Source organism: Halosolutus gelatinilyticus, assembly GCF_023028105.1.
In the GTDB taxonomy this organism is placed as follows: Archaea; Halobacteriota; Halobacteria; order Halobacteriales; family Natrialbaceae; genus Halosolutus; species Halosolutus gelatinilyticus.
Genome location: NZ_CP095491.1, coordinates 1,158,918 through 1,183,790, shown reverse-complemented (window position 1 = coordinate 1,183,790; position 24,873 = coordinate 1,158,918). Strand labels below are relative to the sequence as shown.

The 24,873-nt window shown below is 68.0% G+C and carries 25 protein-coding genes; 6 read left to right on the top strand and 19 right to left on the bottom strand.

All coding sequences use genetic code 11. From position 1 onward, the window contains the following. Positions 1-36: 36 nt before the first annotated feature. The 6 genes from yciH to MUH00_RS06030 all read right to left on the bottom strand — a co-directional run bounded on the left by yciH (position 37) and on the right by MUH00_RS06030 (position 5,545). Complete coding sequence (gene yciH, locus MUH00_RS06055) at positions 37-330, bottom strand: stress response translation initiation inhibitor YciH (RefSeq protein WP_247003040.1); 294 nt, start codon at positions 328-330, stop codon at positions 37-39. Between the two features lie 104 nt (positions 331-434). Then, the gene (locus MUH00_RS06050) at positions 435-2,711 is read right to left on the bottom strand and encodes a transglutaminase TgpA family protein (RefSeq protein WP_247003038.1); all 2,277 of its coding nucleotides are present in this window, start codon (positions 2,709-2,711) and stop codon (positions 435-437) included. Beyond that, positions 2,708-3,778: a DUF58 domain-containing protein gene (locus tag MUH00_RS06045; RefSeq protein WP_247003036.1), complete on the bottom strand. Its 1,071-nt coding sequence runs from the start codon at positions 3,776-3,778 to the stop codon at positions 2,708-2,710. The genes MUH00_RS06050 and MUH00_RS06045 overlap by 4 nt, the downstream gene beginning before the upstream one ends. Continuing rightward, positions 3,775-4,755, bottom strand: coding sequence for an AAA family ATPase (locus MUH00_RS06040; protein WP_247003034.1), 981 nt, complete (start codon positions 4,753-4,755; stop codon positions 3,775-3,777). Before MUH00_RS06040 ends, MUH00_RS06045 begins: the two co-directional genes overlap by 4 nt. Positions 4,756-4,949: 194 nt before the next feature. Beyond that, positions 4,950-5,144 carry a cold-shock protein gene (locus tag MUH00_RS06035; protein ID WP_246972863.1) on the bottom strand — a complete coding sequence of 65 codons (195 nt, stop codon included), beginning with the start codon at positions 5,142-5,144 and terminating at the stop codon, positions 4,950-4,952. A 95-nt stretch (positions 5,145-5,239) separates the two neighbouring features. Next, entirely contained in the window at positions 5,240-5,545 is a 306-nt protein-coding gene (locus tag MUH00_RS06030; protein WP_247003032.1) for a DUF7573 domain-containing protein, read from the bottom strand. 108 nt (positions 5,546-5,653) lie between these two features. Here MUH00_RS06030 and MUH00_RS06025 point away from each other — a divergent pair, with 108 nt between their 5' ends. Next, positions 5,654-5,848, top strand: a complete 195-nt coding sequence (locus MUH00_RS06025; protein ID WP_247003030.1) for a DUF8024 family protein — start codon at positions 5,654-5,656, stop codon at positions 5,846-5,848. A 34-nt stretch (positions 5,849-5,882) separates the two neighbouring features. On the opposite strand, the gene MUH00_RS06020 is transcribed toward MUH00_RS06025, so the two are convergent. The 6 genes from MUH00_RS06020 to MUH00_RS05995 form a co-directional block, all read right to left on the bottom strand. After that, positions 5,883-6,890, bottom strand: coding sequence for a 5,10-methylenetetrahydromethanopterin reductase (locus MUH00_RS06020; RefSeq protein WP_247003028.1), 1,008 nt, complete (start codon positions 6,888-6,890; stop codon positions 5,883-5,885). Further along, on the bottom strand, positions 6,887-7,663 hold the full coding sequence (locus MUH00_RS06015) for a coenzyme F420-0:L-glutamate ligase (RefSeq protein WP_247003026.1): 777 nt from the start codon (positions 7,661-7,663) through the stop codon (positions 6,887-6,889). The genes MUH00_RS06020 and MUH00_RS06015 overlap by 4 nt, the downstream gene beginning before the upstream one ends. 474 nt (positions 7,664-8,137) lie before the next feature. After that, positions 8,138-9,850 carry a hydantoinase B/oxoprolinase family protein gene (locus MUH00_RS06010; protein ID WP_247003024.1) on the bottom strand — a complete coding sequence of 571 codons (1,713 nt, stop codon included), beginning with the start codon at positions 9,848-9,850 and terminating at the stop codon, positions 8,138-8,140. Then, on the bottom strand, positions 9,847-11,913 hold the full coding sequence (locus MUH00_RS06005; protein WP_247003022.1) for a hydantoinase/oxoprolinase family protein: 2,067 nt from the start codon (positions 11,911-11,913) through the stop codon (positions 9,847-9,849). The genes MUH00_RS06010 and MUH00_RS06005 overlap by 4 nt, the downstream gene beginning before the upstream one ends. A gap of 4 nt (positions 11,914-11,917) precedes the next feature. Continuing rightward, a complete protein-coding gene (locus MUH00_RS06000) occupies positions 11,918-13,123 on the bottom strand; it encodes an Nramp family divalent metal transporter (RefSeq protein WP_247003020.1) in 1,206 nt (401 codons plus the stop codon). A 157-nt stretch (positions 13,124-13,280) separates the two neighbouring features. Further along, positions 13,281-13,826: a ribbon-helix-helix protein, CopG family gene (locus MUH00_RS05995; RefSeq protein WP_247003018.1), complete on the bottom strand. Its 546-nt coding sequence runs from the start codon at positions 13,824-13,826 to the stop codon at positions 13,281-13,283. 121 nt (positions 13,827-13,947) lie between these two features. On the opposite strand from MUH00_RS05995, the gene MUH00_RS05990 reads away from it, so the two are divergent. The 3 genes from MUH00_RS05990 to MUH00_RS05980 all read left to right on the top strand — a co-directional run bounded on the left by MUH00_RS05990 (position 13,948) and on the right by MUH00_RS05980 (position 16,926). Continuing rightward, on the top strand, positions 13,948-15,342 hold the full coding sequence (locus tag MUH00_RS05990) for an eIF2B alpha/beta/delta subunit family protein (protein ID WP_247003016.1): 1,395 nt from the start codon (positions 13,948-13,950) through the stop codon (positions 15,340-15,342). A gap of 137 nt (positions 15,343-15,479) precedes the next feature. Further along, positions 15,480-16,409 (top strand): D-2-hydroxyacid dehydrogenase, encoded by a 930-nt coding sequence (ddh, locus tag MUH00_RS05985; protein ID WP_247003014.1) that lies wholly within the window; start codon positions 15,480-15,482, stop codon positions 16,407-16,409. Between the two features lies 1 nt (position 16,410). Beyond that, the gene (locus MUH00_RS05980; RefSeq protein ID WP_247003013.1) at positions 16,411-16,926 is read left to right on the top strand and encodes a GNAT family N-acetyltransferase; all 516 of its coding nucleotides are present in this window, start codon (positions 16,411-16,413) and stop codon (positions 16,924-16,926) included. A gap of 293 nt (positions 16,927-17,219) precedes the next feature. Here MUH00_RS05980 and engB read toward each other — a convergent pair whose 3' ends face one another. Beyond that, positions 17,220-17,837 (bottom strand): GTP-binding protein EngB, encoded by a 618-nt coding sequence (engB, locus tag MUH00_RS05975; RefSeq protein ID WP_247003010.1) that lies wholly within the window; start codon positions 17,835-17,837, stop codon positions 17,220-17,222. A gap of 160 nt (positions 17,838-17,997) precedes the next feature. Continuing rightward, positions 17,998-18,465, bottom strand: coding sequence for a DUF7994 family protein (locus MUH00_RS05970; protein ID WP_247003009.1), 468 nt, complete (start codon positions 18,463-18,465; stop codon positions 17,998-18,000). A gap of 177 nt (positions 18,466-18,642) precedes the next feature. On the opposite strand from MUH00_RS05970, the gene MUH00_RS05965 reads away from it, so the two are divergent. Next, positions 18,643-19,935, top strand: coding sequence for a TIGR00341 family protein (locus MUH00_RS05965; RefSeq protein WP_247003007.1), 1,293 nt, complete (start codon positions 18,643-18,645; stop codon positions 19,933-19,935). A 48-nt stretch (positions 19,936-19,983) separates the two neighbouring features. Here MUH00_RS05965 and MUH00_RS05960 read toward each other — a convergent pair whose 3' ends face one another. Beyond that, positions 19,984-20,352, bottom strand: coding sequence for a hypothetical protein (locus MUH00_RS05960; RefSeq protein ID WP_247003005.1), 369 nt, complete (start codon positions 20,350-20,352; stop codon positions 19,984-19,986). A gap of 37 nt (positions 20,353-20,389) precedes the next feature. Beyond that, on the bottom strand, positions 20,390-21,373 hold the full coding sequence (locus MUH00_RS05955; RefSeq protein WP_247003003.1) for an NOG1 family protein: 984 nt from the start codon (positions 21,371-21,373) through the stop codon (positions 20,390-20,392). 318 nt (positions 21,374-21,691) lie between these two features. Between MUH00_RS05955 and MUH00_RS05950 the strand changes: the two genes are divergently transcribed. Beyond that, positions 21,692-22,102 carry a DUF5518 domain-containing protein gene (locus MUH00_RS05950; protein WP_247003001.1) on the top strand — a complete coding sequence of 137 codons (411 nt, stop codon included), beginning with the start codon at positions 21,692-21,694 and terminating at the stop codon, positions 22,100-22,102. Between the two features lie 44 nt (positions 22,103-22,146). Here the strand turns inward: MUH00_RS05950 and MUH00_RS05945 are convergent, their stop codons facing one another. The 3 genes from MUH00_RS05945 to MUH00_RS05935 form a co-directional block, all read right to left on the bottom strand. Further along, on the bottom strand, positions 22,147-23,016 hold the full coding sequence (locus tag MUH00_RS05945; RefSeq protein ID WP_247002999.1) for a hypothetical protein: 870 nt from the start codon (positions 23,014-23,016) through the stop codon (positions 22,147-22,149). Positions 23,017-23,122: 106 nt separating this feature from the next. Further along, positions 23,123-23,470, bottom strand: coding sequence for a four-helix bundle copper-binding protein (locus MUH00_RS05940; protein ID WP_247002997.1), 348 nt, complete (start codon positions 23,468-23,470; stop codon positions 23,123-23,125). A gap of 88 nt (positions 23,471-23,558) precedes the next feature. Beyond that, positions 23,559-24,842, bottom strand: a complete 1,284-nt coding sequence (locus tag MUH00_RS05935) for an AAA family ATPase (protein ID WP_247002995.1) — start codon at positions 24,840-24,842, stop codon at positions 23,559-23,561. Between the last annotated feature and the right edge of the window lie 31 nt (positions 24,843-24,873).

Below are 24,873 nucleotides of genomic sequence, written 5' to 3'. Positions count from 1 at the left end.
CCGTGGATCGGAAGTCGTCTCAGAGCATCGCGGGCATCAGGCGACGTTGAAGCCGCGGTCCCGAAGGAAATCTTCGACGCGGCCGGAGTGGTTGCCTTGCAGTTCGATGTGGCTGTCCTCGACGGTGCCGCCACAGGCGAACTTGGACTTGAGATCCGACGAGAGACTGTCTAAGTCGACGTCTTTCGGATCGAAGCCTTCGATGATCGTTACCTCTTTTCCGTATCTACGCTCGTCAATGCGGATGTTGAGTTCTTGCTGCCCCTTGGCCACGTCTTCGCAGACGCAAAGTTCCTGGGGGAGCCCGCACGTCGAGCAGACTTCCGACATTACGTTCGGTCGTACGAAATGAGCATATTAAACACTATCGGGACCCACGTCCCGTCGTGTGGTTCTTTTTGTGCGCGACGTGTCGAAACGTGGATTCGGTGCCATCACTCGCCTAACGGAAGGTGCGTCCGGACCAGTCCGTCGACGATTTCGATCGCCGTCTCGGCCGCGTCGCGATCGACGCCGGTGCCGTAGGTCGCGTGCTCGTAGGTCGCGACGACCGTCTCGACTCGCGGATCGATCGCGTGGTCGTCGCGGAGCGCCGCCAGGTATCGCCGCGGCGACTCGGCGTCCCGCCGCGGCCGATACTGCCTGGCGAGGTGTCGCTCGAGCCGGCGGTACGCGCGCCGAGCGTCCGCGTCGGGGTCCTCCCGCGGCCCGTGCCAGTACACCCGGAATTCGCGCCGTGCGCGCGTCACGGCGTCGGTCCGGCGGGCGCCCGCGACCAGCCCGACCAGAACCACGAGCGCGATACCGGCCGTCTCGCGCGTGATCGGCGCCGTCAGTCGATCGATGCCTGCCGCCCCGTCGTCGGTTCCCCCGTCGGCCGCCTCCGATCCGACGCCGGAATCACCGCTCGGCGGGTCGACGGCCCCGCCGTCGGACGAATTCGACCCGTTTCGACCGTCGTCCGGTGGCGACTCGTTCGGTCGGTTCGGATCGTCGCTGCCGGACGGTGGGTCAGACGACCCGTTGTCGTCGGAGTCCTCGTCCCCGATCGGGACGTCCGAACTGGCGTCGGTGTCGACGTTGTCGGCGCCGTTCTGGCGCGCCTCCCGGATGCGCTCGTCGTGAACCGCGTCGCGTTCGCCGCCGGGCGTCGGCTCGAATGCGACCCAGCCGTGACCGGGGAAGTAGACCTCGACCCACGCGTGGGCGTCCAGTCCCCGGACGACGTACGTGTCGTCGTCGACCTGTTGCCCGGTCGTGTAGCCGGTGACGTAGCGCGCGGGCACCCCCTCGGTCCGAAGCATCTGGACCATCGTCGTCGCGAAGTAGACGCAGTAGCCCTCGTCCATCTCGAGCAGGAACGTCTCGGCGACGTCGTCGGCCGGCCGGTCGACCTCGAGGGAGTAGTCCTTGGAGGTGCGCAGGTGCGACTCGATCGCGGCCGCTTTGTCGTAGGCCGTGTCGGCGTCGGCGGTCACCTCGGCGGTTCGTTCCTCGAACGCTTCGGACGTTCCTTCGGGCGTCTGGAGGTAGAACTGGGTCACGTCGTCGGGGTAGTTCGTCCCCGCCGTTCGCAGGTCCTCGGGATTCGGGTCGACGATCGCGCTCTCGACGATGTACTTGTCGCCCTCGAGCAGCGGCGTCGTTGGCCGGGGTTGCCCGTGGCTCGACACCGTCGTGTGTTCCGTGAGATCCCCCTCGACGGCCAGCGGCTGCGGTGCTACGGGCATCACGCCGAGTTTCGTTTCCGCCGTGACGACGTGTCTGGTAGTCTCATACTTGCCCGGCGGCGGGTCGATCGCGCCGTCGTACTGGCGCTCCTGCCCGGTCCGGATCCACTCGTTGCCGGTGTACCGATCGTAGACACCCGTTCGCCAGTAGGACGGTTGCTCGGACTGGACCGTGAATCGCACTTCCGGCGAGAGGTCGACCGTGCCGGCGATTCCGGACCGATCGCTCGCGGAGTCGATCGCCCCTTCGAGCGACCCGGGTTCGCCCTGGTTGAGAAACTCCGGGCTGGCCGGCCCGCCCGGGACGACCGTAACCGACATCGAGAGCACGACGATCACCGAGACGAGGACGGCGAGCAGGTCGACCAGCGCGACCGACCCGCCTCGGCGGTCGAGTTCGCCGAAACCGATCGCGCCGACCGCCCCGAGCGTACCGAGCAGCGTAACGCCGGGTGTGGCGTCGCCGGTCAGCACCAGAAAGAGCAGCGCGAAGCCGCCGGGGACGACGGCCAGATCGTAGCGATCGCGAACCGCGAGGTACCACGACAGGAATACCGGTCCCGGAGCGAATCCGAGCGCCCAGACGTCGGCTCGCACCATCCGGAGCAGGGGTAATCCGGTGATCAGCGTGACGGTGTCGGCGATCACCTCGTCCATCGCACCGAGCGCGACGCCGACGCCGACACCGGCCGCCGAGAAGTAGTACCCGAAGCCGGCGAGAAAGAGGACGATCGTTCCGATCGCCGCGGTTCGCGGCCGGATCGTCCCCGCGAGTACCGTGGCGGCGACGAGCATCACGCCGACGGTGGCAAGCAACGGTTCCGTGCCGCCGACGACGCTGGTAACCTCGCCCAGGACGCTCACGTAGGAGGCCGTCAGAATCAGGACGCAGCCGAGCGCGAGCAGGCGGAATACGCTAGGCAAGACTGTCCCGTCCGCCGTCAACCCGGACGATCGATCGCGGGCGTTACGCGTGCTCATGCGTTCACCCCCCGCGATCGATCCCCGGTTCCGTCGGCCGTTCGGGGCCGGTTCGATCTCGAATCGTGTGCCCCGACGCCGTCGGTCGCACCGGCGCGACCGCGGAGCCGATCGAACGCGACCGTCCGGCCGTCGACGACGACCCGCGTCCCGTCGACGTCGGCCTGGACGAGCACCGCCGCTCCGTCTCGACGTTCGTCCTCCAGTTCGCCGGCGTCGACGACGGCGAGGGATCTGAGGAGGTCGTAGTGGTGGTCCTGGCCCGACCCGGGCGGCCGCGATTCGGCGGGGAGGTCGAGGCCGACGTCGACGCCTAACTCCAGCAGCGCGGTCGCGACGCTGGCGACGGCGGCGGCCAGTTCGTCGGTCCGATCGGGGGTACACTCGGCAGCCACCACTGCGGAGCCGGCGCTCTCGTCGCTCGCGTACTCCGTGACGACCAGGTCGTCGTCCGGTCGCTTGGCGGCCGACTTCCAGTGGACGTCCCGGAGGGCGTCGCCGCGGCGGTACTCGCGGAGGTGGTCGAACTCCTCGCGGTCGATCCGGTCTGCGATCTCGGCGAGGACGGCGAAATCCCCGTCGGATCCACGGAGGTCGTACACCGGCGGGTAGACGAGGACGTCGGTGCACTCCTCGTAGGTGAACCGGCGTTCGAACAGCCCGAAGAGGTCCGTCACGGTGATCGACAGCGGTCCGACGCGGTGGTCGCCGCGCTCCTCGAGTTCGATCCCGTAGCTGAACTCGCGGGTCCCACCGAGGGTCGTCGCCTCGCTCGGATCGATCGCCGACAGCCCGTCGCCGACGGCGTCCTGGACGGTCGCGGGCACGGCCCGGTTCGTCTCGATCGTCGCGGTGACGGTGAGTCGTTCGCCGACGAATCCCTCCAGCGACGGCGTGCGCGTGACCGTCGGCCGCCTGGCCCGGACGGCCGTCACGACGCCGGCGAGGACGACGACGAGCAGCGGGGTGACGACGGCGTTCAACGATCGCGGGCCGTACCTAAAGCTCATCGCGAGCGCGAATCCGACCACAGCGACGACGCCCCAGCCGCGGCGCGTGGGTCTCATGGCACGCGAACGTGTTCGAGCGCGTCCGCGACGACGTTCTCGCCCGTTCGATCGCGGCTGTTCGTTTTGATCCGGTGGCTCAGCACGAACGGCGCCTCCTGCCGGATGTCGTCGGGGTGGACGAACTCCCGGCCGTCGGTGACGGCGCGGGCCTGGGCCGCGCACAGCAACGAGATCGTCCCGCGGGGGCTGACGCCGATGTGGGCGTGGTCGCGGGTGTAGCCGACGAGGTGCGTCGCGTACTCGCGAACCGCTTCGCTGACCGTGACCCGGGAGACCGTCTCGCGGGCGCGAACGAGCGTTCTGGTGTCCGTCACGGGTTCGAGCGATTCGATCGGGTGATCGCCGACCGTCCGGCCGAGCAGTTCGGCCTCGGCCTCGGGGTCGGGATAGCCGAGCGTGAGCTTCTTCATGAACCGATCGACCTCGGCGAAGGGGAGTTCGTAGGTCCGGTTGGGCTCGACGGCGTTCTGGGTCGCGATCACGACGAACGGCTCCGGTAGGGCGCGGGTCTCGCCGTCGACGGTGACCTGTTGTTCCTCCATTGCCTCGAGCAGCGCCGCCTGGGTTTTCGGCGGCGCGCGGTTGATCTCGTCGCCGAGGACGATGTTGGCGAACACCGGGCCCTCGTTGAACTCGAACTCGCGAGTCTTCTGGTTGAACACGTTGACGCCCGTGACGTCCGTCGGCAGGAGGTCGGGGGTGAACTGGACCCGGCGGAACGTGCAGTCGACCGACGTCGAGATCGATCGGGCGAGCATCGTCTTGCCGACGCCGGGCACGTCGTCGAGCAGGACGTGTCCGCGGCCGAGGATCGCGGTGACGACGTGCTCGACGGCCTCCTCGTGCCCGACGATCACGCGGGAGACGTTGGCCTCGATGTCGGCACAGAGCGATTCGACGGTCGACACCGGGAGAGCGTCGTCGTCGGGCGTTGCCAGTCCAGGGGTATCCGCTGACGAGTCGGGATCTGTCATAGATGAGATCGAGCGGGGACGAAGCGCCGCTATTAGTACGGACTCATCGATACCGGAACATATGCTTTGTGTCGGAGCGGGTGATAGTTCGACCGGAGTATCGATTCGGCCGGGCCGACCGCATGCCTCGTGACGGTCAGTGCCGCCGCTGGTCGGTGCGGACGATCGGAAAACGATACCTCCTGTGAACTCGCCTAGAGCCGCTCGACGTTGGTCGCTCGTGGCCCCTTCTCGGCTTCGACGATTTCGAACTCGAGTTCCTGCCCCTCTTCGAGGTCCGGACCGCCGACGTCCTCCATGTGGAAGAACACGTCCTCGTCCGCGTCGTCAGTCTCGATGAAACCGTAGCCGCCAGTGTCGTTGAAGAATGCGACCGTACCTTTCGCCATTGCAGGTCAATAGAACCACGTCGAAGATATAAATGTTCGGGAGCGCCGCGCCGGGATACCCCGTATTACCGATCGTACGCGTCGGCAGGCGGTGGTTACCACGTTTTACAATCCGGACAGACCAGCGCCCCCTCGTCGCGCCACGCGCGATCGGTTTCGTCCTCGCATCGGGCGCACGAGTACTCGCCCCACGCGTACGTCGACAGGGACGTCGGTCGGTCGACCGTCGCGTTCTCGTCGCCGATCGCGGTATCCTCGTCGGCCGCCGCGTCCTCGTCGTTCGCGCCGGGCCGATCCCGCGGGTCGGAGCCGTCCGATTCGTCGGTCTCGATGGCCTCCGCGCGCTCGTCGCCGTCGTCCGACGCGGAAGCGAAATCCGAGAGCGTCGCGTCCTCCGTCACGGCAGGCCGTACGATCGCCGACGGCTTAGAGGCACCGACGGCGGCGAGAGAACGCACGCGGTGGCACGGACCGGCACGGCCAAGTATCATCGGTGACAAACGCCGCATATGGACACCGTCACACCCCTGAACGTCATCGTGGACAACCTCAACGAGATGAACAGACTCTTCTCGGACGTCGCGATGGGCGAGGGGGCGGCGCCGCTGCTCGTGCTGATGGGAACGCTGCTGATCGTCTTCTCCCTCGGCGTCTTCGGCGTGTTGACCCTCGGCGCGATCGGCAGCCTCTTCACGACGAACTAGCTCGATCCGATCGCGATCGAATTCGACTCCGGTTTTAGTCCCGCGCTGTGCGCGCGAGCGCCGCGCTCGCCCGTTCGATCGCGTCGTCGAGATCGGGTCCGAGCGGCGAACCGACGACGATCCCGTCGACGTGTTCGAGGGCGGCTTCGAACCGGTCGGCGATCTGGTCGGTCGTTCCCGCAATACAGAAGGCGTCGATCATGGCCGGCGTCACGCGGCCGAACGCCTCTCCCAGCGCCCCGCGTTCGAGGGCGTCGCTGACCGCACTCGCCGCGTCCCGATCGATGTCGTGGCGATCGAGCACGGGGTCGGCGGCGCCGCCGACGATGAACGCCACCGGCGGCCGGGCCGCCTCGCGGGCTGCGTCCTCCTCGCCGGCGACGCTGACGCTCGCGAATGCGAGCGACTCGAACGCGCCGCGTTCGGTCGGCCGATCCGCCAATCCCTTCTCGACCTGCCCCGCGGCCCACTCCAGGTCTCGCGGGTGGCTGGCGTTAATCAGGACCCCGTCGGCGTGTTTCGCGCTCATCCGGAGCATGTGCGGCCCCTGCGCGCCGACGTAGACCGGAATCTCCGTCGCGTCGAGGTTGAGCGACGCGTCCCGCGCCGTGAACGTTCCTTCGTGGGTGACGGTTTTGCCCGCCCACAGGTCCCGCGCGAGATCGAACGTCTCCAGCACGCGCCGAAGCGGCCGCTCGCGATCGATCCCGAGAGTCGCGAGCGAGGAGCGATCGCCGGCGCCGACGCCGAAGACGGCTCGACCGCCGCTGACCTCGTCGATCGTCGCCGTCTGCGCGGCGAGTTTCACGGGGTGGGATTCGTATGGATTGACGACACCCGGCCCCAGCCGAATCTCGTCGGTCGCGTCGGCCATTCGCGACAGGGCGACGAACGGGTCGCGGTTGAAGTAGTGGCTGCTCGCGAACGCGACGTCGAACCCCTTGCCCTCGGCCAGCGCCGCGAGATCGGCGATCCGATCGGGCGGATGCTCGGGGGTGAGTTCGATCGCCCAGGTGGGCGTCGATGTTCCATCCCGACTCATTCGTCGCCCCTCCATTCCCACCCGCGAAGCGCCTGTCGGACGAGGTCGTCCTCGACGTCGCGGAAGAGTTCGTCGCTCCCCTCGTGATCGCCGAAGTCCCACTCGCGGACGGCGACTGCGGGCGTCCCGCCGTCGCCCTCTCCCGTAACGAGGTTCGCCGCCGCGGCGAGTTCGTCGACGACCGACTGGACGGTGACCCCGAGTTCGCGTCCGTCCCGATCGAGTTCGCCCCGCCAGTCGCGGCTGGCGGGCATCCCCGCCCAGCCGAGTGCGACCCCGCGCTGACCGTGGCGGAACGGCCGCCCGCAGGTGTCCGTCACGATCACCGCGACGTCTTCGTGACCGCGCTCTGCCAGGCCCGATCGGATCCGCTCGGCGCTCGCCGCGGGGTTCTTCGGCAGCAGGAGGATGTCGTGGTCCGGCACGTTCGAGCGATCGATCCCCGCGTTGACGCAGATGTGGCCGAACCGCGTCTCGGTGAGCATGAACGGGCAGTCGATCAGCAGCTCCGTGCTCTCGTCCAGGACCGCCTGGGCGAACCGCGGGTCCTTCTCCTCGCCCGCGACGTCGCCGATCCGGTCGGCTATCTCCTTCGCGCGGCCGCTGACGGGATAGTCCTCGAGATCCGTCGTCCGCCCTTCGGCCTTCGAGACGATCGTGCTCGCGACGGTGCACACGTCGCCTGGTTCGAGGGCGGCCCGATCGGCGATGAGCGCGGCGAGGTCGTCGCCCGGACGGATCTCGGGCAGGTCCGTCACTGGCTCCAGTTCCATACCGGAGGGTGGACCAGCGGCGTGAAAAACGCTCCGTCACCGGAGAATCGGGCCGACCTTTTGCGCTGTCGTTCGAGAGAGCGAAGCTCTCGTGATGACGAGACGCCAAAGGCGTCTCGAACCACACTCGGTCGGTTTGCGACCGCACTCGGCAAAATCCTCAAAAGAGCACGTGCGCTCTTTTGCACGGCGAGGGATCGCAGATCCCTCAAGCTCGGCGCGTAGCGCCGACGACCTCGCGGGAGCAAAGCTCCCGCTTAGCGTTGATGAAAAGCACTCCTTCCTCCGTTCCGGTCCCTCCGGGACCCCCACATCGGTCGTCGGCCCGCTCGTTCCCTGCGGTCACTCGCGGTTGCACCGATTGCAGGTGGTGGAGTGCGGGTAGGTACGATCGAGCACGGCCTTCCTCCTTTCGTCAACACCGATGACGAAAGGGGGACATCGACGTTGGCGCGCCCGTCACGAGGTGTGACGTTATCGCGCTCCGTTGGTGCCGTCGTGCGCCTTGTCGGCATTCCGATCGGCCTCGATCGCCGCCTCGTCCCGATCGGCCGGATCACCGTGCCCGCCCCCGCCGGGCGTCCGAACCGTCACCGTCGTCCCGGCCTCGACGTCGACGGTCGTCTTCGCCGGAACCGGGGCGCCGTCGATCAGATTTTCGCCGGTCGCGCCGTCCTCGCCGCCCGCGACGCCCTTCGGGGCGTGCCGTCGGCGCTCCGTGAGCAGCGACACGGTCGCGTCGGTCTCGACGGTGACCGATCGCTCCAGTCCCAGACCCCCGCGGTACTCCCCGCGACCGCCGCTATCGGGCCGCAGGGCGTAGCCTTCGACGCGTAGCGGATACTCGGATTCGATCGACTCGACGGGCGTGTTGAGCGTGTTCGTCATGCCGACCTGGACGCCGTCCATCCCGTCGCGATCGGGCCGGGCGCCGAAGCCGCCGCCGATCGTCTCGTAGTAGGTGAACGAGCCGTCCCGCGCGCCGATCGTCAGGTTGTTCATCGTCCCCTGACCCTGTGCCGGGACGCGATCGGGCGCCGCCGCGGCGAGGGCCGCGAAGACGACGTCCGTGACGCGCTGGCTGGTCTCGACGTTGCCGCCGACGACCGCCGCGGGGGGCTCCGGGTTCAGCAGCGTTCTCTCGGGAGCGCGGACGGTAACCGGGTCGTAGCAGCCCTGGTTCGGCGGGATCTCCGGATCCGTGATACAGCGCACGACGAAGTAGACGGCGCTCTCGGCGACCGCGAGCGGCGCGTTGAGGTTGCCCGCGACCTGACTGGCGGTCCCGTCGAAGTCGACCTCGATCCCCCCGCCGTCGATCGTCACCGCCGCGGTGATCTCGACGTCTTCGTCGGTGACGCCGTCGCCTTCGAGGACGTCGGTCGCCTCGTAGGTGCCGTCGGGCAGTTCCTCGATCTCGCTCTCGATCCGATCGCGCGAGTAGTCGATGACGGCGTCGAATCCTCGGCGGACCGTCTCGCGGCCGTGCTCGTCGAACAGCGCCGCGAGTCGCGACTCGGCACGCTCGTTCGCCGCCTGCTGTGCCCGCAGATCGGCCCGACGCTCTCGCGGGTTGCGGACGTTCGCGAGCAGCAGCGATCGGACGTCCTCGCGGTCGTCGCCGCCCTCGACGAGTCGGATCGGCGGCAGCCGCAGCCCTTCCTGGTAGATCTCCTGCGCCCCGGCCGGCATGCTCCCGGGAGTCATCCCCCCGACGTCGGCGTGGTGGGCGCGGGAGACGGCGTAGCCGACGATCTCTCTCGCGTCCGGGTCGGCGCCGGGTCCGTCGCCGTCGCTTTCGACGGCTGCGGGCGCGATCGGCGAGACCATCGTCACGTCCGGGAGATGCGTCCCGCCCGTGAACGGGTCGTTGAGCACGAACACGTCGCCGGGTTTCGGATCGCGCTCGCGCACGGCGTCGACGGCTGCGGGCATCGCGCCGAGGTGGACCGGGATGTGCTCGGCCTGGGCGATCATTCGCCCGTCGGCGTCGAACAGCGCCGTCGAGCAGTCGCGTCGCTCCTTGATGTTCGGCGAGTACGCGCCGCGGATCAGGGTCTGGCCCATCTCCTCGGCGACGCTCTCCAACTGGTTGCGCAGCACTTCGAGCGTCACCGGGTCGATGCCCGAGTCGCCCGCCCGATTCTCGGTATCCGGTTCCGTCCCGTCGGTAGTCTCGTCGGTCATCGCTGGTCACCCCCTCGCGTCATCGCGAGCGTGCCGTCCGCGAGAACCTCGCCCGTCCAGGTCGGCGGCACGACGGTCGTGCTCTCCGCCTGTTCGAGGATCGCCGGCCCGTCGATCGTCGCGCCGGATTCGAGCCGATCGCGCTCGTAGACGGTCGCCTCCCGCGGCCCGGCGCCGGGGAAGTGCGCCTCTCGGGTGTCGACGAGCGCGTCGCCTCCGCCGTCGTGGCGGACGATCGGTTCGGTTCCGGGGACGGTCGCCGTCGCGCGCAGGTTGACGACCTCGATCGATTCGTCCATCTTGTAGCCGTAGGCCCGCTCGTGGGCGGCGTGGAACCGCTCCGCGATCGCCGCGGCGTCGATCGCTTCGTCCGCGGGGACTGTGAGTTCGAAGCTCTGGCCGGCGTACCGACAGTCGGCCGCGCGCTCGACCCGCGCTCGATCGGGATCGGAGGCGTCGGCGAGCACGTCAGCGACGAGGTCGTCGTAGACGACTTCGAGATCGGCCGGATCCGCTGCGTCCAGGTCGACTCCGACGGTCCGGACCGCGTCGTAGCTCTCGTCGGCCGCGAGCAGCCCGTACGCGGAAAGGACCCCGCTCGGCCGCGGGACGACGACGCGATCGACCTCGAGCGCCTCGGCGAGCGCGGCGGCGTGCATCGGGCCCGCGCCGCCGAACGCGACGAGCGCGAACTCCCGCGGGTCGTGGCCGCGTTCGACCGTCACCGATCGGATCGTTCGCGTCATCGTCGCGTTCGCGACGCGGTAGATTCCTCGGGCCGCTTCGAGCGCGCCGCCGAGGTCGGCCTCGGCGGCCAGCCGATCGAGCGCCTCGCGGGCCGCCTCGACGTCGAGCGTCATCTCGCCGCCCAGCGCGGTCTCGGGACCGATGTACCCGAGTACGACGTTCGCGTCGGTGACGGTGGGTTCGGTCCCGCCGCGACCGTAGCAGACCGGGCCGGGGTCGGCGCCCGACGATCGCGGACCGACCCGGAGCGCGCCGCCAGCGTCGACCCAGGCGACCGAGCCGCCGCCCGCGCCGACGGTGTTCACGTCGACCATCGGCGTTCGGATCGGCAGGCCGTCGATCTCCGCGTCCGTCGTCCGCTCGGCCCGACCGTCCCGGACGAGGCTCACGTCGCTCGAGGTGCCGCCCATGTCGAACGTGACGAGCCCCTCGACGTCGTCGTCGGCGACGGTCGCCGCGGCGCCGACGACTCCCGCGGCGGGGCCGGACAGCGTCGTCGTGACGGCTCGCTCGCGAACCGTCTCCGGATCGGCGATGCCGCCGTTGGCCCGCATGATCCGCGGTGCCGGGATCTCCGCGTCCGCCGCCTCGTCGACGAGCCGCCCGACGTAGCGATCGATCGCCGGCCGAACGTAGGCGTCGACGGTCGTCGTCGAGGTGCGCTCGAACTCCCGGAACTCGGCGAGCACCTCGTGGGAGGCCGAGACGGGGACGTCGAGTTCCTCGCGCAGAACGGCGGCGACCGCGCGCTCGTTTTCGGGGTCGGCGTAGGCGTGGAGCAGGCAGACCGCGACGGCTTCGACGTCCCGATCGCGCAGGGTCGCCGCGAGATCGCGGACCTCGTCGCGGTCGACCGGGCGTTCGACGCCGTCGGTCGTCGTCCGCTCGTCCACTTCGAACCGTCGATCGCGGGGGACCAGCGGATCGGGTTTTTCGGCGTCGAGGTCGTAGAGCGCCGGCCGGTTCTGGCGACCGATTTCGAGGACGTCCCGGAACCCCTCGGTGGTGACGAGCGCCGTCCGCGCGCCGTTTCGCTCGAGCAGGGCGTTGACCGAGACGGTCATCGCGTGGGCGAAGTCGTCGATCTCGCCCGGGTCGACGTCGGCCGTCTCGCAGGCCTTGCGGATGCCTTCGAGGACGCCGACGTGCTGGGGATCGGTGGTCGGCACCTTCGCGGTGACGAGCCGATCGTCGACCGAGAGGGCGACGTCGGTGAACGTGCCGCCGACGTCGACGCCGATTCGGGTGCTGCCGTCGGCCGAGTCGTCGTGCGTCGATGCGTTCGAGGTCGTGTCGGTTGGGTTCGTGTCGTCCATTCGATCAGAGGAGCAAGACGTCGTAGAGCGTTCGGAGGCCGATACCGATCACGACGAGCGTGACGGCGCCGCCGAGGACGTTCTGCAGGGCGGTGTTGGTGTATTCACCCAGCAGCTCGTCGTTGTTCATCGCGTAGATGAGGAAGACGGCGAGGATCGGCAACAGGAGACCGTTGGCCACCTGCGCGAAGACGATCACCTCGACGGGGTTGTAGTCGAGCGCGGAGAAGACGATACCGACGCCGAGGATCGATCCCCAGATCGCCCGAAAGCGCGTCGAGGTCAGGTCGCGTTCCCAGCCGAGCGCGCCGGCGGTCGCGTAGGCGCCGGCGAGCGGCGCGCTCATCGCGCTCGTGAAGCCGGCCGCAAAGAGGCCGATCCCGAAGAATGTGAGCGCGTAGCCGCCGAAAACGGGCTCTAACTGGTCGGCCATCTCGCCGACGTTTGCGATCCGGGTTCCCTCGGGGAACACCGCCGCTGCGGTGACGACGATCGAGGTCGTGATGACCCCGCCGACGACGATCATGACGATCGTGTCTGTGCGACACTCCGCGAGGTCGCTCGCCCCGTCCCAGCGCTCCTGGACGGTGCTCGCGTGTAGGAACAGGTTGTAACCGACGACGGTGGTCCCGACGAGGCCGGCGATCAGGTACGCCGACCCCTCGGGAACCGTCGGCACGAGACCGCCGCCGATCGCAGCCAGATCCGGACGGACGACGGCGGCGTTGACGAGGAACGCCAACCCCATGACCACTACGAGGCCGATGAAGACCCGTTCGATCAGTTTGTAGTTGCCAGTCCACAGCAGGCCGGCGGCGACCACGCCGATGATCGGCCCCCACACGTTCTCGCTGACGCCGGTGATCGTCGACAGCCCGGCGGCGCCGCCGACGATGTTGCCGGTCTGGAACGCCGCCGTCCCGATCCCGATCGCGCTCACGACGAGGGCGATCGTCGCCCCCTTCGCGATCGGGTTCGAGAATTCGTTTCGAAACGCTTCGCCCAGTCCCTCCTTCGTGATCAGGCCGAGTCGTGCGCTCATCTCCTGGAGCACGATCGTCGCCAGGATCGAGAACGCGATCGTCCACACGAGCAGGTACGCGTACTCCGCCCCGATGACGCTCGCCGTCGTGACGGTTCCCGGTCCGATGAACGCCGCCGCGACGAGCGCGCCCGGTCCGATCGCTTTCAGTCGGTCAGCAAACCCCATGATTGGTATCCACTCACAGAGCCCGTCGAAGACGTAAAAAAGGTTGTTGAGAGTCGAACATACGATCGGTTCCGACGGCTCCCGTGGCGTGGTCGTCGTGTGAACGAATGTGAAGTCGTATGAACGGCCGTCCGATCGGGCCGATCGCGGACGCTCGTCAGTCGGTTCGTCGCTCGGTGACGATGACCTTCGAGACGCCCCGATCGATCTCGATGTCGGTGGGCATGTCGACGGTGCTCCGCTCGATGAATCGCGTCATGAACCACTGGATCGGCTCCGAGGGGAAGACGATGTGGTGGACGTCAGTTTCCTCGCAACGGACCTCGAGGAAGCCACAGAACGAGAGCCACTCGAGCAGTTCGCCCACCTCCTCGAACCGCGTCGCGTACTCGCGGGCGTGGTAATCCGAGACGCGATCGGCGGCCGCGACGAATTCCGGATCGGGATCGCCGCCCTCGTAGGCGTGCTCCAAAAAGGCGTGCAGGAAGTCCACGTCGAGGAGGACGTGCTCGCCGGAGGTGAGCATCTGGTAGTACTGTTCTAAGTTGTCGCTCGGCCGGCCGTCCGCGGCCTCGAAGTTCGCCGCGTAGAAGGTGAGTGCACGGCGAACGACCTCGCTTTGGCTCTTGTCCGTCTCGACCAGTAACCGTTCGAGTGCAGCCGTGGAATCGCCGTCGAGCGAAACCGTGACGCGTTGAGTCATGCTACCACGTAGGACGCGGGACGGGTATAGTTCACGGCACGATGTCGCCGCCGTCGACGGCCGCGATCCCCGAACGGCCGGTCCCGAAAGCCATTCCATCGCCGCGCTCGTTGCTCCGGATATGAGCGACGAACCGGGACCGAACGCGGACGAAGACGACGCGGACGGCGATCACGACGAGGGCGGTGCGGCCCACGTCGTCACCGCCTTCCTCCGCAACCGCGGCGAGGTGCTCCTGTTGCGCCGCAGCGACGCCGTCGGCACCTACCGGGGCCTGTGGGGCGGCGTCTCCGGCTTCGCGGAGGGCGCCCCCGACGAACAGGTTTGGATCGAAATTCGAGAGGAGACGGGCCTCGAGGCCGACGACGTCTCGCTCGTTCGATCGGGCCGGCCGGTCGAGTTCGCGGACCCGGATCTCGATCGGGAGTGGGCCGTCCACCCGTACCTGTTCGACTGCGAGCGTCGGGAGGTCGATCTCAGCGACGAGCACGATACGTTCGAGTGGGTCCCGCCGAGCGCGATGCTCGACCCCGACGACGATCGGGAGGCGATCCCCGAACTGTGGACGGCCTACGAGCGGGTGGCGCCGACGGTTCGGTCGATCGCGGCCGACGACGAACACGGCGCCGCCTACCTCTCGATCCGGGCGCTCGAAGTCCTCCGCGATCGGGCCGGTCTGCTGGTCGACGAGCGATCGGAGTTCGGCACCGATCCCCAGGGCGAACGGGACGAGCTCGCGGAACTCGCCCGCCGGCTGCTCGAAGCCCGGCCGTCTATGGCCGTGCTCCGCAACCGGATGAACCGCGCGATGTCGGAGGCGGACCGAAGCGCCGGCGACGATACCGCCGGCGCGCCCGCCGTCCTCGACTCGGCGCTTGCGGGCATCGATCGCGCGCTCACGGCCGACAAGGACGCGGCGAGCGCCGCGGCCGATCGGATCGAGGGGAGCGTCGCGACGCTCTCGCGATCGGGAACGGTCCTCGACGCGCTCCGGGAGGGCGAGCCATCGCGGGTGTACGTCGCCGAATCCCGGCCCGCCGGCGAGGGGGTCGACGTGGCCGAGGAACTCTCGCGCGACTGTTCCGTCACGCTCCACACCGACGCGGCCGCGGCGCACGTCCTCGCGCGCGAGGAGATCGAACGGGTCGTCGTCGGCGCCGACACCGTCCTCCCGGACGGCTCCGTGGTGAACAAGACGGGCACCCGAGGGCTGGCGATCGCGGCCAATCGGGAGGGGATTCCGGTCTCCATCGTCGCCACCGCGGACAAGGTCTCGAGCCGCGAGGAGGTGAACCTGGAATCGGGCGATCGATCGGCGGTCTACGACGGCGACGCGTCGATCGACGTGTTGAACCCGACGTTCGACGTGACGCCCGCGGACTGCGTGACCGAGTTCGCGACCGAACGCGGCGCGCTCGACGCCGCGGAGATCGGGGCGGTCGCCGAGGAGTTGCGGGAACTCGAGACGTGGCGGTCGAACGGTGAAGCGACAGACGCAAACCCGTCGACCCGCTAAGGACGGGCGGCGGCAGTGACGACGAGTTACCCCCACCGAGCCCCTTGTGACGAGGGTTTTCCCCGAGCCGCCACTCTCGACGCGTCTCGTCCTGCCCAACGTAAAGTTTGAACCTCGACTCGTGCGTACCGCCGAGCATGACACTCGACCTCGATCGAGTCGGCGTCCACGACTCCGTCGCACAAGTGTTTCCGCCCGAAGAACTCGTCGATTACCTGTCCGATCTTCCCGTTGAGGTCGCGGCCGTCGGCGACGACGCGATCGACACCTGCGACGGTATCGTCACCTTCGAGCACCGGGACGCCTTCCTGGATCTCGACTGGGTGCACTCGGTTCAGGCGGGCGTCGATCGGTTCCCGTTCGACGAGTTCGAGGCCGAGGGCGTGGTGCTGACGAACAGCACGGGGATCCACGATCGGACGGTCGGCGAGACGGTCGCGGGCTACCTGCTCATGTTCGCCCGGCGACTCCACGAGCACGTCGCGAACCAGCGGGATCGCCGGTGGGAGCCGCCGGCGTGGAACGACGCGTTCACGCTCCCGGGAACGTCCGCGTGCGTCGTGGGGACCGGGACGCTCGGAAGCGGCGTCGCGGAGACGCTCGGCGGTCTCGGCGTTCGCATCATGGGGGTTCGCCGCACTCCGGATCCCGTGCCCGGTTTCGATGAGATCTACGCGAGCGGCGACCTGCACGAGGTGATCGCCGACGCCGACTTCGTGATCGTGACGCTGCCGCTGACCGACGAGACCCACCATCGCTTCGGTGCCGAAGAGTTCGACGCGATGCGCGAGGACGCGTACTTCGTCAACGTCGGCCGCGGTCCGATCGTCGACGAATCGGCGCTGATCGACGCCCTCGAGTCGGACTCGATCGCCGGCGCTGCGCTGGACGTCTTCGAGGAGGAACCGCTTCCAGAGAAGTCGCCGCTGTGGGACGCGGACGAGGTGATCGTCACGCCCCACTGCGCGGCCTTCACGCGGGACTACTTCCGCGACGTCGGGGACCTCGTCCGCGACAACGTCGCTCGACTCGCCGACGACGAGGGGTTCCGAAACCGGGTGGTCTGAGGTGAGCGCGGTCCGCGTCCGATCGGCGACCCTCGACGACGTCGCGTCCATCGCGGACGTTCACCAGGCCGCGATTCTCGAACTCGGCAGCGAGGTCTACGACGAGGAGCAGGTTCGGGCGTGGATCGCGAACGTCCATCCAGAACGATATCCGATCGACGATCGAGAGAACGGCATCCACATCGTCGTCGCCGAACGCGAGGCGGACGACCGAGTCGTCGGCTTCGGCTGGCTCGATCGCGATTCGAGCGATCGCCCCGAATCCACCGGCGAGGTCGTGGCCGTTTACGTCCATCCCGAGCACACCCGTGAAGGCGTCGGCAGCACCGTTCTCGATCGCCTCGAAGCCGTCGCCCGCGACGAGGGCCTCGAAGAACTCGTCCTCGCTGCGTCGAAGAACGCGATCGACTTCTACCGGAGACGGGGATACGAAGCGGACGAGACGGTGGCCCTCGACATGACCGACGAGGTCTCGCTCGAAGCGCTCCGGATGCGAAAACGGTTGGCGTCGGAGTGATTGTGGAGTCAAGCGATCGAACCGATCGACCAACGTACCCGCAGACGGCCGGGAGCGCGACCCGAACGATGTGAGGGCCGCGCGACTCGGGGAAGGGCAGGCTACGCAGCAATTCAATCACCGCGAGCGAAGCCACAGGCTGAGCGATCGGGCCGACGACCGATGTGAGCGAACGACCGACGAGAGTGAGAGAACGGAGGGAGGAGCGCTTTTGATCAACCTTTTGCCGAGCGTCGTGGCAACTGCGTCAGTTCCCTGACGCAGTTGCCACAGAGCGCAGCGTAAAAGGTTGGTTAGAAGAACTTGAACAGATCGTCCCGGTTCTGCTCGTGGAGGTGTTCGCGGACGGCCTCGTTCAGGGGTTCGATCCGCCCCTGCTTGGCGGTGATCGGGGCGATCGTCTCCCGCCACTGCTGCCAGGGCGGGTAGAGGCCGAGGCGATCGCAGAGCTCGTTCAGGCGCTCGTCGGTGTCGTCGACCTTGTCCATCTTGTTGACGGCGACGACGGTCGGAGCGCCGAGATCCTGGAGGAAGTGGAACATCTCGACGTCGTAGGGGATCGAATCGGGGCCGGAGTGGCGATCGATGATGTCGATCACGCTCTTGCCGTCGACGACGAGGATGCCGACGAGGATGTGCTCGGCGTACTCTTCGAGGTAGTGGACGATGTTCGTCTTGATCTCCTCGCGGTAGTCCTCGTCGACGCCGCTCATGAAGCCGAAGCCGGGGAGATCGGTGATGACGAAGTCCTCGGGCGCCCAGTCGTAGTGGTTCGGTTTGCGGGTGACGCCGGGTTTGCCGCCGGTGTCGAACGTGTGGCCGGTGAGCCGGCGCATGAGCGTGGACTTGCCCACGTTCGAGCGGCCGACGAGGGCGACTTCGGCGTCCCGATCGGGGCGCGTGTCGAACATACGTCACGGTAGGGTCGGGGGTGGTTATAAACTCGGTGACCGGCCGGAGGCGGTCGTCCGCGCGATCGAGCCGGCCGTCCGCGCGAGTGGGATCGATCGGACTGCGGCCCTCGATCGAGGTTCGCGATCGCCGGGCGATCGACGATCGGTGCTCACTCGGTCAGATGATCGTCGCGACGACGAGTCCGGCGCCGATCGACGCGACGACGAGCAGGCCGATTCCGAGGCGGCGCCGCAGCGAGGGCGTTCGATCGGGGACGCGGCGATCGTCGCGGGCGGTTCGGACGCCCAGCCGCGCCAGCGGTGCGCTGCCGACGATCGTGCCAATCGCGACGAGTCGGGTGGTCGTCGCGGCGGCCGTGACGGCGATCCAGGCGCCGAGAGCGGCGACGGCGATCGCGATCGCGACGTGGGACGAACCGAGGAGCACGGTCCGCGGGACCGTCACCGATCCGATCGCGAATCCGCCGGTGAGGTCGCTGGCGATCGCCAGCGCAGCGCCGACGAGCAGCCCGGAACAGAGCAGGAACACGCCCGGTTCGGAAAGCGCGGACGGGCCGAACGTGGCGAGAAACGTGGTGTCCAGCGCGAGCACGAACGCGCCGAACGCTGGGGCGGCACGGCTCATCGTGATGCGCGATACCACAATTCTCTCAAAGAAGCTACCGTCGTCTCGCAACTCGAGCGATTCCCGATCGAACCCGATCGGGTCACGTACGGCGCTCCGCGTCGATCGCAGCGGAGTTCGATCGGGCCGCGTGCGACGGTCACGCAAATTATAATCCCGGACTGCGTCGGGGTACACGTGCGGCTCGTTCAGTTGACGGTTCCGACGGGGAAGCGACAGACGGTCCTCGATGCGCTCGACGATCGAGGGATCGACTACGTCGTCACCGACGAGGACGGAAGGCGCGACTACACGGCGGTCGTCTACTTTCCGTTGCCGTCGGCGGCGGTCGAACCAGTCCTCGACGAACTCCACGCCGCCGGGATCGACGAGGACGCGTACACGGTCGTCGTGGACGCGGAGACGGTCGTCTCGCGGCGGTTCCAGGAGCTCCAGGAGGAGTACGAGGAGGGGGACGTCGAATCCGAGCGGATCTCGCGACAGGAACTCCAGGCCGAGGCCGAGTCGCTGACGCCGACGTTCGGCATCTTCGCGACGATGACGGTCATCAGCGCGGTCGTCGCGACCGCCGGGCTGTTGCTCGACTCGCCGGCGGTCGTCGTCGGCTCGATGGTGATCGCGCCGCTGATCGGCCCGGCGCTGGGCGCGAGCGTGGGCTCGGTGATCGACGACGAGGAGTTGTTCCGCGAGAGCCTCACCTACCAGGCCGTCGGCGTGGTGCTCGCAATCGCCGCGGCGGCGATCTTCGCGTGGATCGTCAAGACGACCAACATCGTCCCGCCTGGGCTCAACATCACGTCCGTCGACGAGATCTCCGAGCGTCTCACGCCGGATCTGCTGTCGCTCGCTATCGCGCTCGGGGCCGGCGTCGCCGGCATCGTGAGCATCGCGACGGGGATCTCGGTCGCGCTCGTCGGCGTGATGATCGCGGCGGCGTTGATCCCGCCCGCGGCCGCGGCGGGCGTCGCCATCGCGTGGGGACAGCCGACGTTCGCGATCGGGTCGACGGTGCTCGTGCTGGTCAACGTCCTCTCGGTCAACCTCGCGGGGCTGTTGACCCTGTGGTACGTCGGCTACCGCCCGGAGAGCCTGTTCGAACTCGACCACACGGAGCGCCGGGTTCGCAGGCGCGTCGCCGGTCTCGTCGTCATCGTGCTGGTGTTCTCGGTGTTCCTCGCGGGGATCACCTACTCCTCGTGGGCGGTCGGAAACTTCGAGCAGGACGCCCGCGAAGAGGTCGAACGCGTCCTGGCGCAGGAGGAGTACGACGAGTTCCAGTTGTTGCAGATCAACGTCGTCATGGGCGACGACTACCCGTTCCGCGAACCGCAACGGGTCGTCGTCACGATCGGTGGACCGCCGGGCGAGCGAACGCCGGAACTCGCCGAGACTCTCCACAATCGCATCAACCAGCACGCCGACGAGCCCGTCAGTCTCCAGGTCCGGTACGTCGAAGTGGTCGAGCGCTGATCGATCGTCGAGAAACGGTGCCCGATCCGGTTCGATTCGGGCGGTCCGTCAGCGCTCCCGGCCGCGAATGCGATCGAGAATCGACACGCGATCGAGCGCCGTCCCGCTTGATTCCTCGTCGCGATCGCCGTCGGTGCCGTCGGCGGTCTCGGTGCCCTCACCGCCGGCAGCGTCGGCGGTCGCTTCCTCGTCTCCGTCGCCCCGATCCAGTCGTCGTCGGATCCACGTCCGGGGGCCGCCGATCCGGTCGACCAGGTACGTCGGGAAGTAGAGCGCGACCGCGCCGAGCGCGAAGAAGCCGGCTCCCGCGACGCGCTGGCCCGATCGAAACAGGTCGAAGCCGACGACGAACATCGGGCCGGCCATCGAGAGACCCGCCGCGGTCTGGAGCATCCAGAGGATTCCCGGTCCCTTCATCCTCGCGCCGCTCCGGGCAAGTCTCCGCGGCTCATCGTCACCCCTCGAACGGCAACTCGGGTTCGTAGTCGATCGCCTCGACGGCCGCGTCGAGCACCGCCTCGACGTTTTCGCCGGTTTCGACGCTCATCTCGTAGTCGGCGTCGGGATCGGCCGTCCAGCGCTCTCGCCGATCGGTCTTGTTCGCCACGGTCATGACGGGCACGCCCTCGAACCGGGTGGCGATCGAGTCGCGAAGTTCGAGTTGGGAGTCGAGCGGGTAACCGCACTCGCCGCTTGGGTCGAGCATCACCAGCATGCAGTCGCCGAGGTGCTCGATCGCGCTGACCGCCTGGGCTTCGATCTCGTTGCGCTCCTCCGGCGGTCGATCGAGCAGGCCGGGCGTGTCGACGATCTGGTACCGGATGTGATCGCGCTCGAAGTGGCCGACGCCGATCCCCTTCGTCGTGAAGGGGTAGGAGGCGGTCTCCCCGCGGGCCCGCGTGACGTCGTTGACGAACGAGGACTTGCCGACGTTCGGGTAGCCCGCGACGACGATCGTCGGCTCGTCGGGATTGATCTCCGGCAGGTCGCGCAGGTCGTTGCGCGATTTATTGATGTAGAGCAGTTCGTCGTCGATCTGCTCGACGATGTCCGCGAGGCGCGCGAACGCCTGCTTGCGGAACTTCCGTGCCGTGTCGACGTCCGTCTTCCGCAGCTTCGGCTGGTACTCCCCGTTGATCTCGCGGGCCTTGCGACTGGCCCACATCACCTCCGAGAGGCTCTGACGCAGCCTGTCGACGTCGACGATCGCGTCGGCGAGTTCGTAGTAGAACGGGTGGACGTCGTCCTCGTACGCGAAGTCCGGCCACGCCGTCACTACGTTCTCTAAGTTGTCCGAGATGATGTTCGACGCCGTCTGGAGCATCGACTGCTGGGCCTCGAGGCCCTGCTTGGCCCTGCCGGCCCGCGCCGCCCGCGAGAACGCCTTGTCGATCAGCTCTTCCGACGTGGGCGTCGTCGGAAGGTCTTCGAAAATCATGCCCGTAGCTAAACGACGCGTTCGTAAAAGGTCGTTCGTTACGCGCCGGTCACTTTTCGTCGTGTGCGGATACCGCTGAAGGGTATCTAACCGCGTCGAGAACGCCACGAAAGCCCCCTGACGCTGTCGGCTCTCGGGTTCGTGGACAGTGCCAGCCCCTTTCGTGGTTGTCGTAGCCGTTTCAGTACCGAGACCAACAATCGATCGCCCGATCGTCTTCGTGTCCACCACTCCACCCGGCCGACCGTACTTCTTCGATCGCCGAATCCGGAGTATGTCCGCCGGCAGTTTATCTCCGCTGAACACCTACATACAGGTATGACCAACTGGCGTGCCGTCATCATCGGCTTTCTCGTCGCGACAGTGCTCGGACTATTCGGCCTCGCCCTGCCCGGCATCGGCCACCTCGCCGCGGGGCTGATCGGCGGCTTCGTCGCCGGTTACCTCGCGGGCGGCGGTCTCGGCAGCGGCTTCTGGCACGGGCTGTTAGCGGGCGCGCTCGGCGGCATCCTCGGCGGCGCCCTCGTCGCGATCGTCGTGGCGATCGCGGGCTGGGGATTCGGCCCTGGCGGCGGCGTCCTCGGGGGATTCGCCGGCTTCGGCATCTTCGCCGTGGCCGTGGTGATCTCGGTGATCATGGCCCTCGAGAGCGCGATCGCCGGCGCCGTCGGCGGCGTGCTCAACCCCGATCGGCCCGATCGGGCCGATCGGTCCGCGCCGCGGTACTAGCCTCGAGTCGACCGATTGCGACGGGCCGAATTCCGAGGTCGCGACTACGCGGTCGCCGCGATCTCGACCTCGATACTCCCGACCGTCGTCCGGACGTCCTCGTCCTCGATGACCGCGATCGCGGTCACAGTCCCGTCGACGTCCCCGCCGGTGAGGTCGGTCCCGTCGACGGTCACGGAATCGCCGACCCCGAGTTCGACGCCGGAGAGGTCGTCGGCGCCGTTGGGGCCGTACCCGTCGGCGGCGCCGAACTCGGCCGCGTCACCGCCGAGCGTCACGTAATCGGCGTTGCCGATCGCGACGACCGTCACGGTGAGTTCCTCGTCGCGCTCGTCGAAGTCGAACTCGATGCCCGCCTGCGCCTCGGCGCGGACGGTACGGCTGACAGCGACCCACCCGTACCAGTCGCCGTCGAGTTCGGCCGCGAATACGGTGACCGTCGTTTCGCGCCTGCGTTCGTCGGACCCGATTTCGATTTCGAGTTTGTTCGCGTCGCCGATCGCGACGTCGCCATCGAGACCCATCGCGATCGACTCCGCAACCGCGTCGTCGGACCCGATCTCGTCACAGGAGCGGTCGAACGTGCCGTCCGGGACGTCTAGCTCCTCGTACTGCCGTCGAACGTCTTCTCTCTCGGCTTCTTCGACGTATTCCGTCGGTGCGAACGACGCGGCGACGTCGTACTCTCCGGCGACGATCGACTCGAGAATCGCGTCGACGGTTTCGCAGACGGTCTCCGGTTCGACCGTCGCCTGTTCACCACCCTCGTCGGCGGTCGATTCCTCGTCGTTCTCGCCAGACGACGATCCCTCGTCGTCAGTCGTGGCGCGATCGACCTGCAGGCCGTCCACACACCCCGCCGCGAGACCGCTCAGTATCGCTGCGCTTCCGCAGACGAACGCCCGTCTGTTCATTGAATTTGTACGTTATGATGTACGAAAAATAATCGTTTCGGTGACCGATCGAGCGGCCGTCGCCAGAGCGGGGGTGCGCCGCAGTCGAAACCGATCGAATCGCCGATCAGGCCGACGCCATCTCGCGACAGCTCTCGGCGCACTCGGGCAGGATCTCCGCGCAGGCCTGACAGTGGTCGTGGTCGTGCTGCTTACACTCCTCGGCGCACTCCTCGCAGAGGTCGGCACAGAGTTCCGCCAGTTCGCGGTGATACCCGGAGTTTCGGGCCATCCAGCGGGCGTGCAGCGTCGTCGCGTCCGCGACGTCCCGGCAGAGTCGAATGCAACGGGCCATCCCCTCGCCCTCGTCGAGGCAGGCGTCCGCACACCACTCGCAGACCTGCGCCGCTTCGAGACAGTTGTCGATACACCGCTGCATCTGATCGTCCGCGTGGTCGATCTGTTGTAGTGCCATCGCTACAGTCGACACCGCCTACGACAATCAAGCCCATACGGTCGCCTGCAAGCAGCTTTCTATTGCGTGGTCCGGCCGTCGCCGCCGCTCAGCGACTCGACTCGCCGTCCGGTTCGCCCGACGCGGGCGGCTCCGACCGATCGGCCGCGTCCCCGCTCGGTCGATCGGTCGCATCCCACTTCGATCGATCGCCTGACCGCTGGCCCGTCCGGTCGTCCGATCGCCGGTCCGTTCGATCGGGCGAGTCTCGGTCCGATCGATCGCCGTCGGCCTCCGGGTTCGATCCGGGCGCGGGTTCCGACTCGGTGCCGGTTTCGGATTGCGGCCCGCTCGTCTCGGCGGCCGATCGCGCTTGCGCAGCTGGCTCGCCGTTCGTCTCGTCAGCCGCGTCGTCCGCGCCCGGCGACACCGCCGGAACGTCGACGACGTTCCGCGCGCGCCGAATGATATCGCCGCCGCCAACGCCCTCCACGGTGGCTTCGGTCGTGAGGACGACCCGGTGAGCCATCGTCGGCTGGGCGAGGCGCTTGACGTCGTCCGGGACCGCGTACGATCGGCCGCTGATGATCGCAGCCGCCCGCGCCGCCTCGAAGACGCGCTGGACGCCCCGCGGGGAGACGCCGGTTTCGGTGCGCGGATCCTCCCGGGTCGCACGCGCGAGGTCGACGATGTACCGGCGGAGTTTCCGATCGACCGTCACGTCCTCGGTCAGTTCCTGCAGGGTGCGAACGGTGTCGGGGGTGACGATCGGGTCGACGCTCGGCGCCAGCGAGCGGCGGTTCGCGCGCCGTTCGAGCAGCCCCAGCTCGCCCTCGACGTCGGGGTAGCCAAGCGACGTCTTGACGCTGAATCGATCGCGTTGGGCTTCGGGGAGCCGGAAGGTTCCCTCCTGTTCGATCGGGTTCTGGGTCGCGATGACGACGAACGGCGTCGGCAGCTCGTAGGTCGTCCCGTCGGCGCTGACCTGCCGTTCCTCCATGGCTTCGAGCAGCGCGGCCTGCGTCTTGGGCGGCGCGCGGTTGATCTCGTCGGCCAGCACGACGTTCGCGAACACCGGGCCCTTCGCGAACTCGAACTCGCCGGCGTGCTCGTCGTAGATCGTCGAGCCGGTCACGTCCGCCGGGAGCAGATCGGGGGTGAATTGGATGCGGGTAAACTCCAGACCCATCGACTCGGCGATGACCCGCGCGGTGACCGTCTTCCCCGTCCCCGGCACGTCCTCGAGTAAGACGTGGCCGCGGGCGAGGACGGCCGACAGCATCGCGTGGAGGACCCGCCGCTCGACGACGGCGGCCTCCTCGATTCGTTCGACGACGGCCCGGACCGTTTCGGCGGCCCGGTCGGGCGTGGCGTTCGACGCCGTCTCGTCCATACTCGACAGTCGCCCTACCCGTTTATGAAAC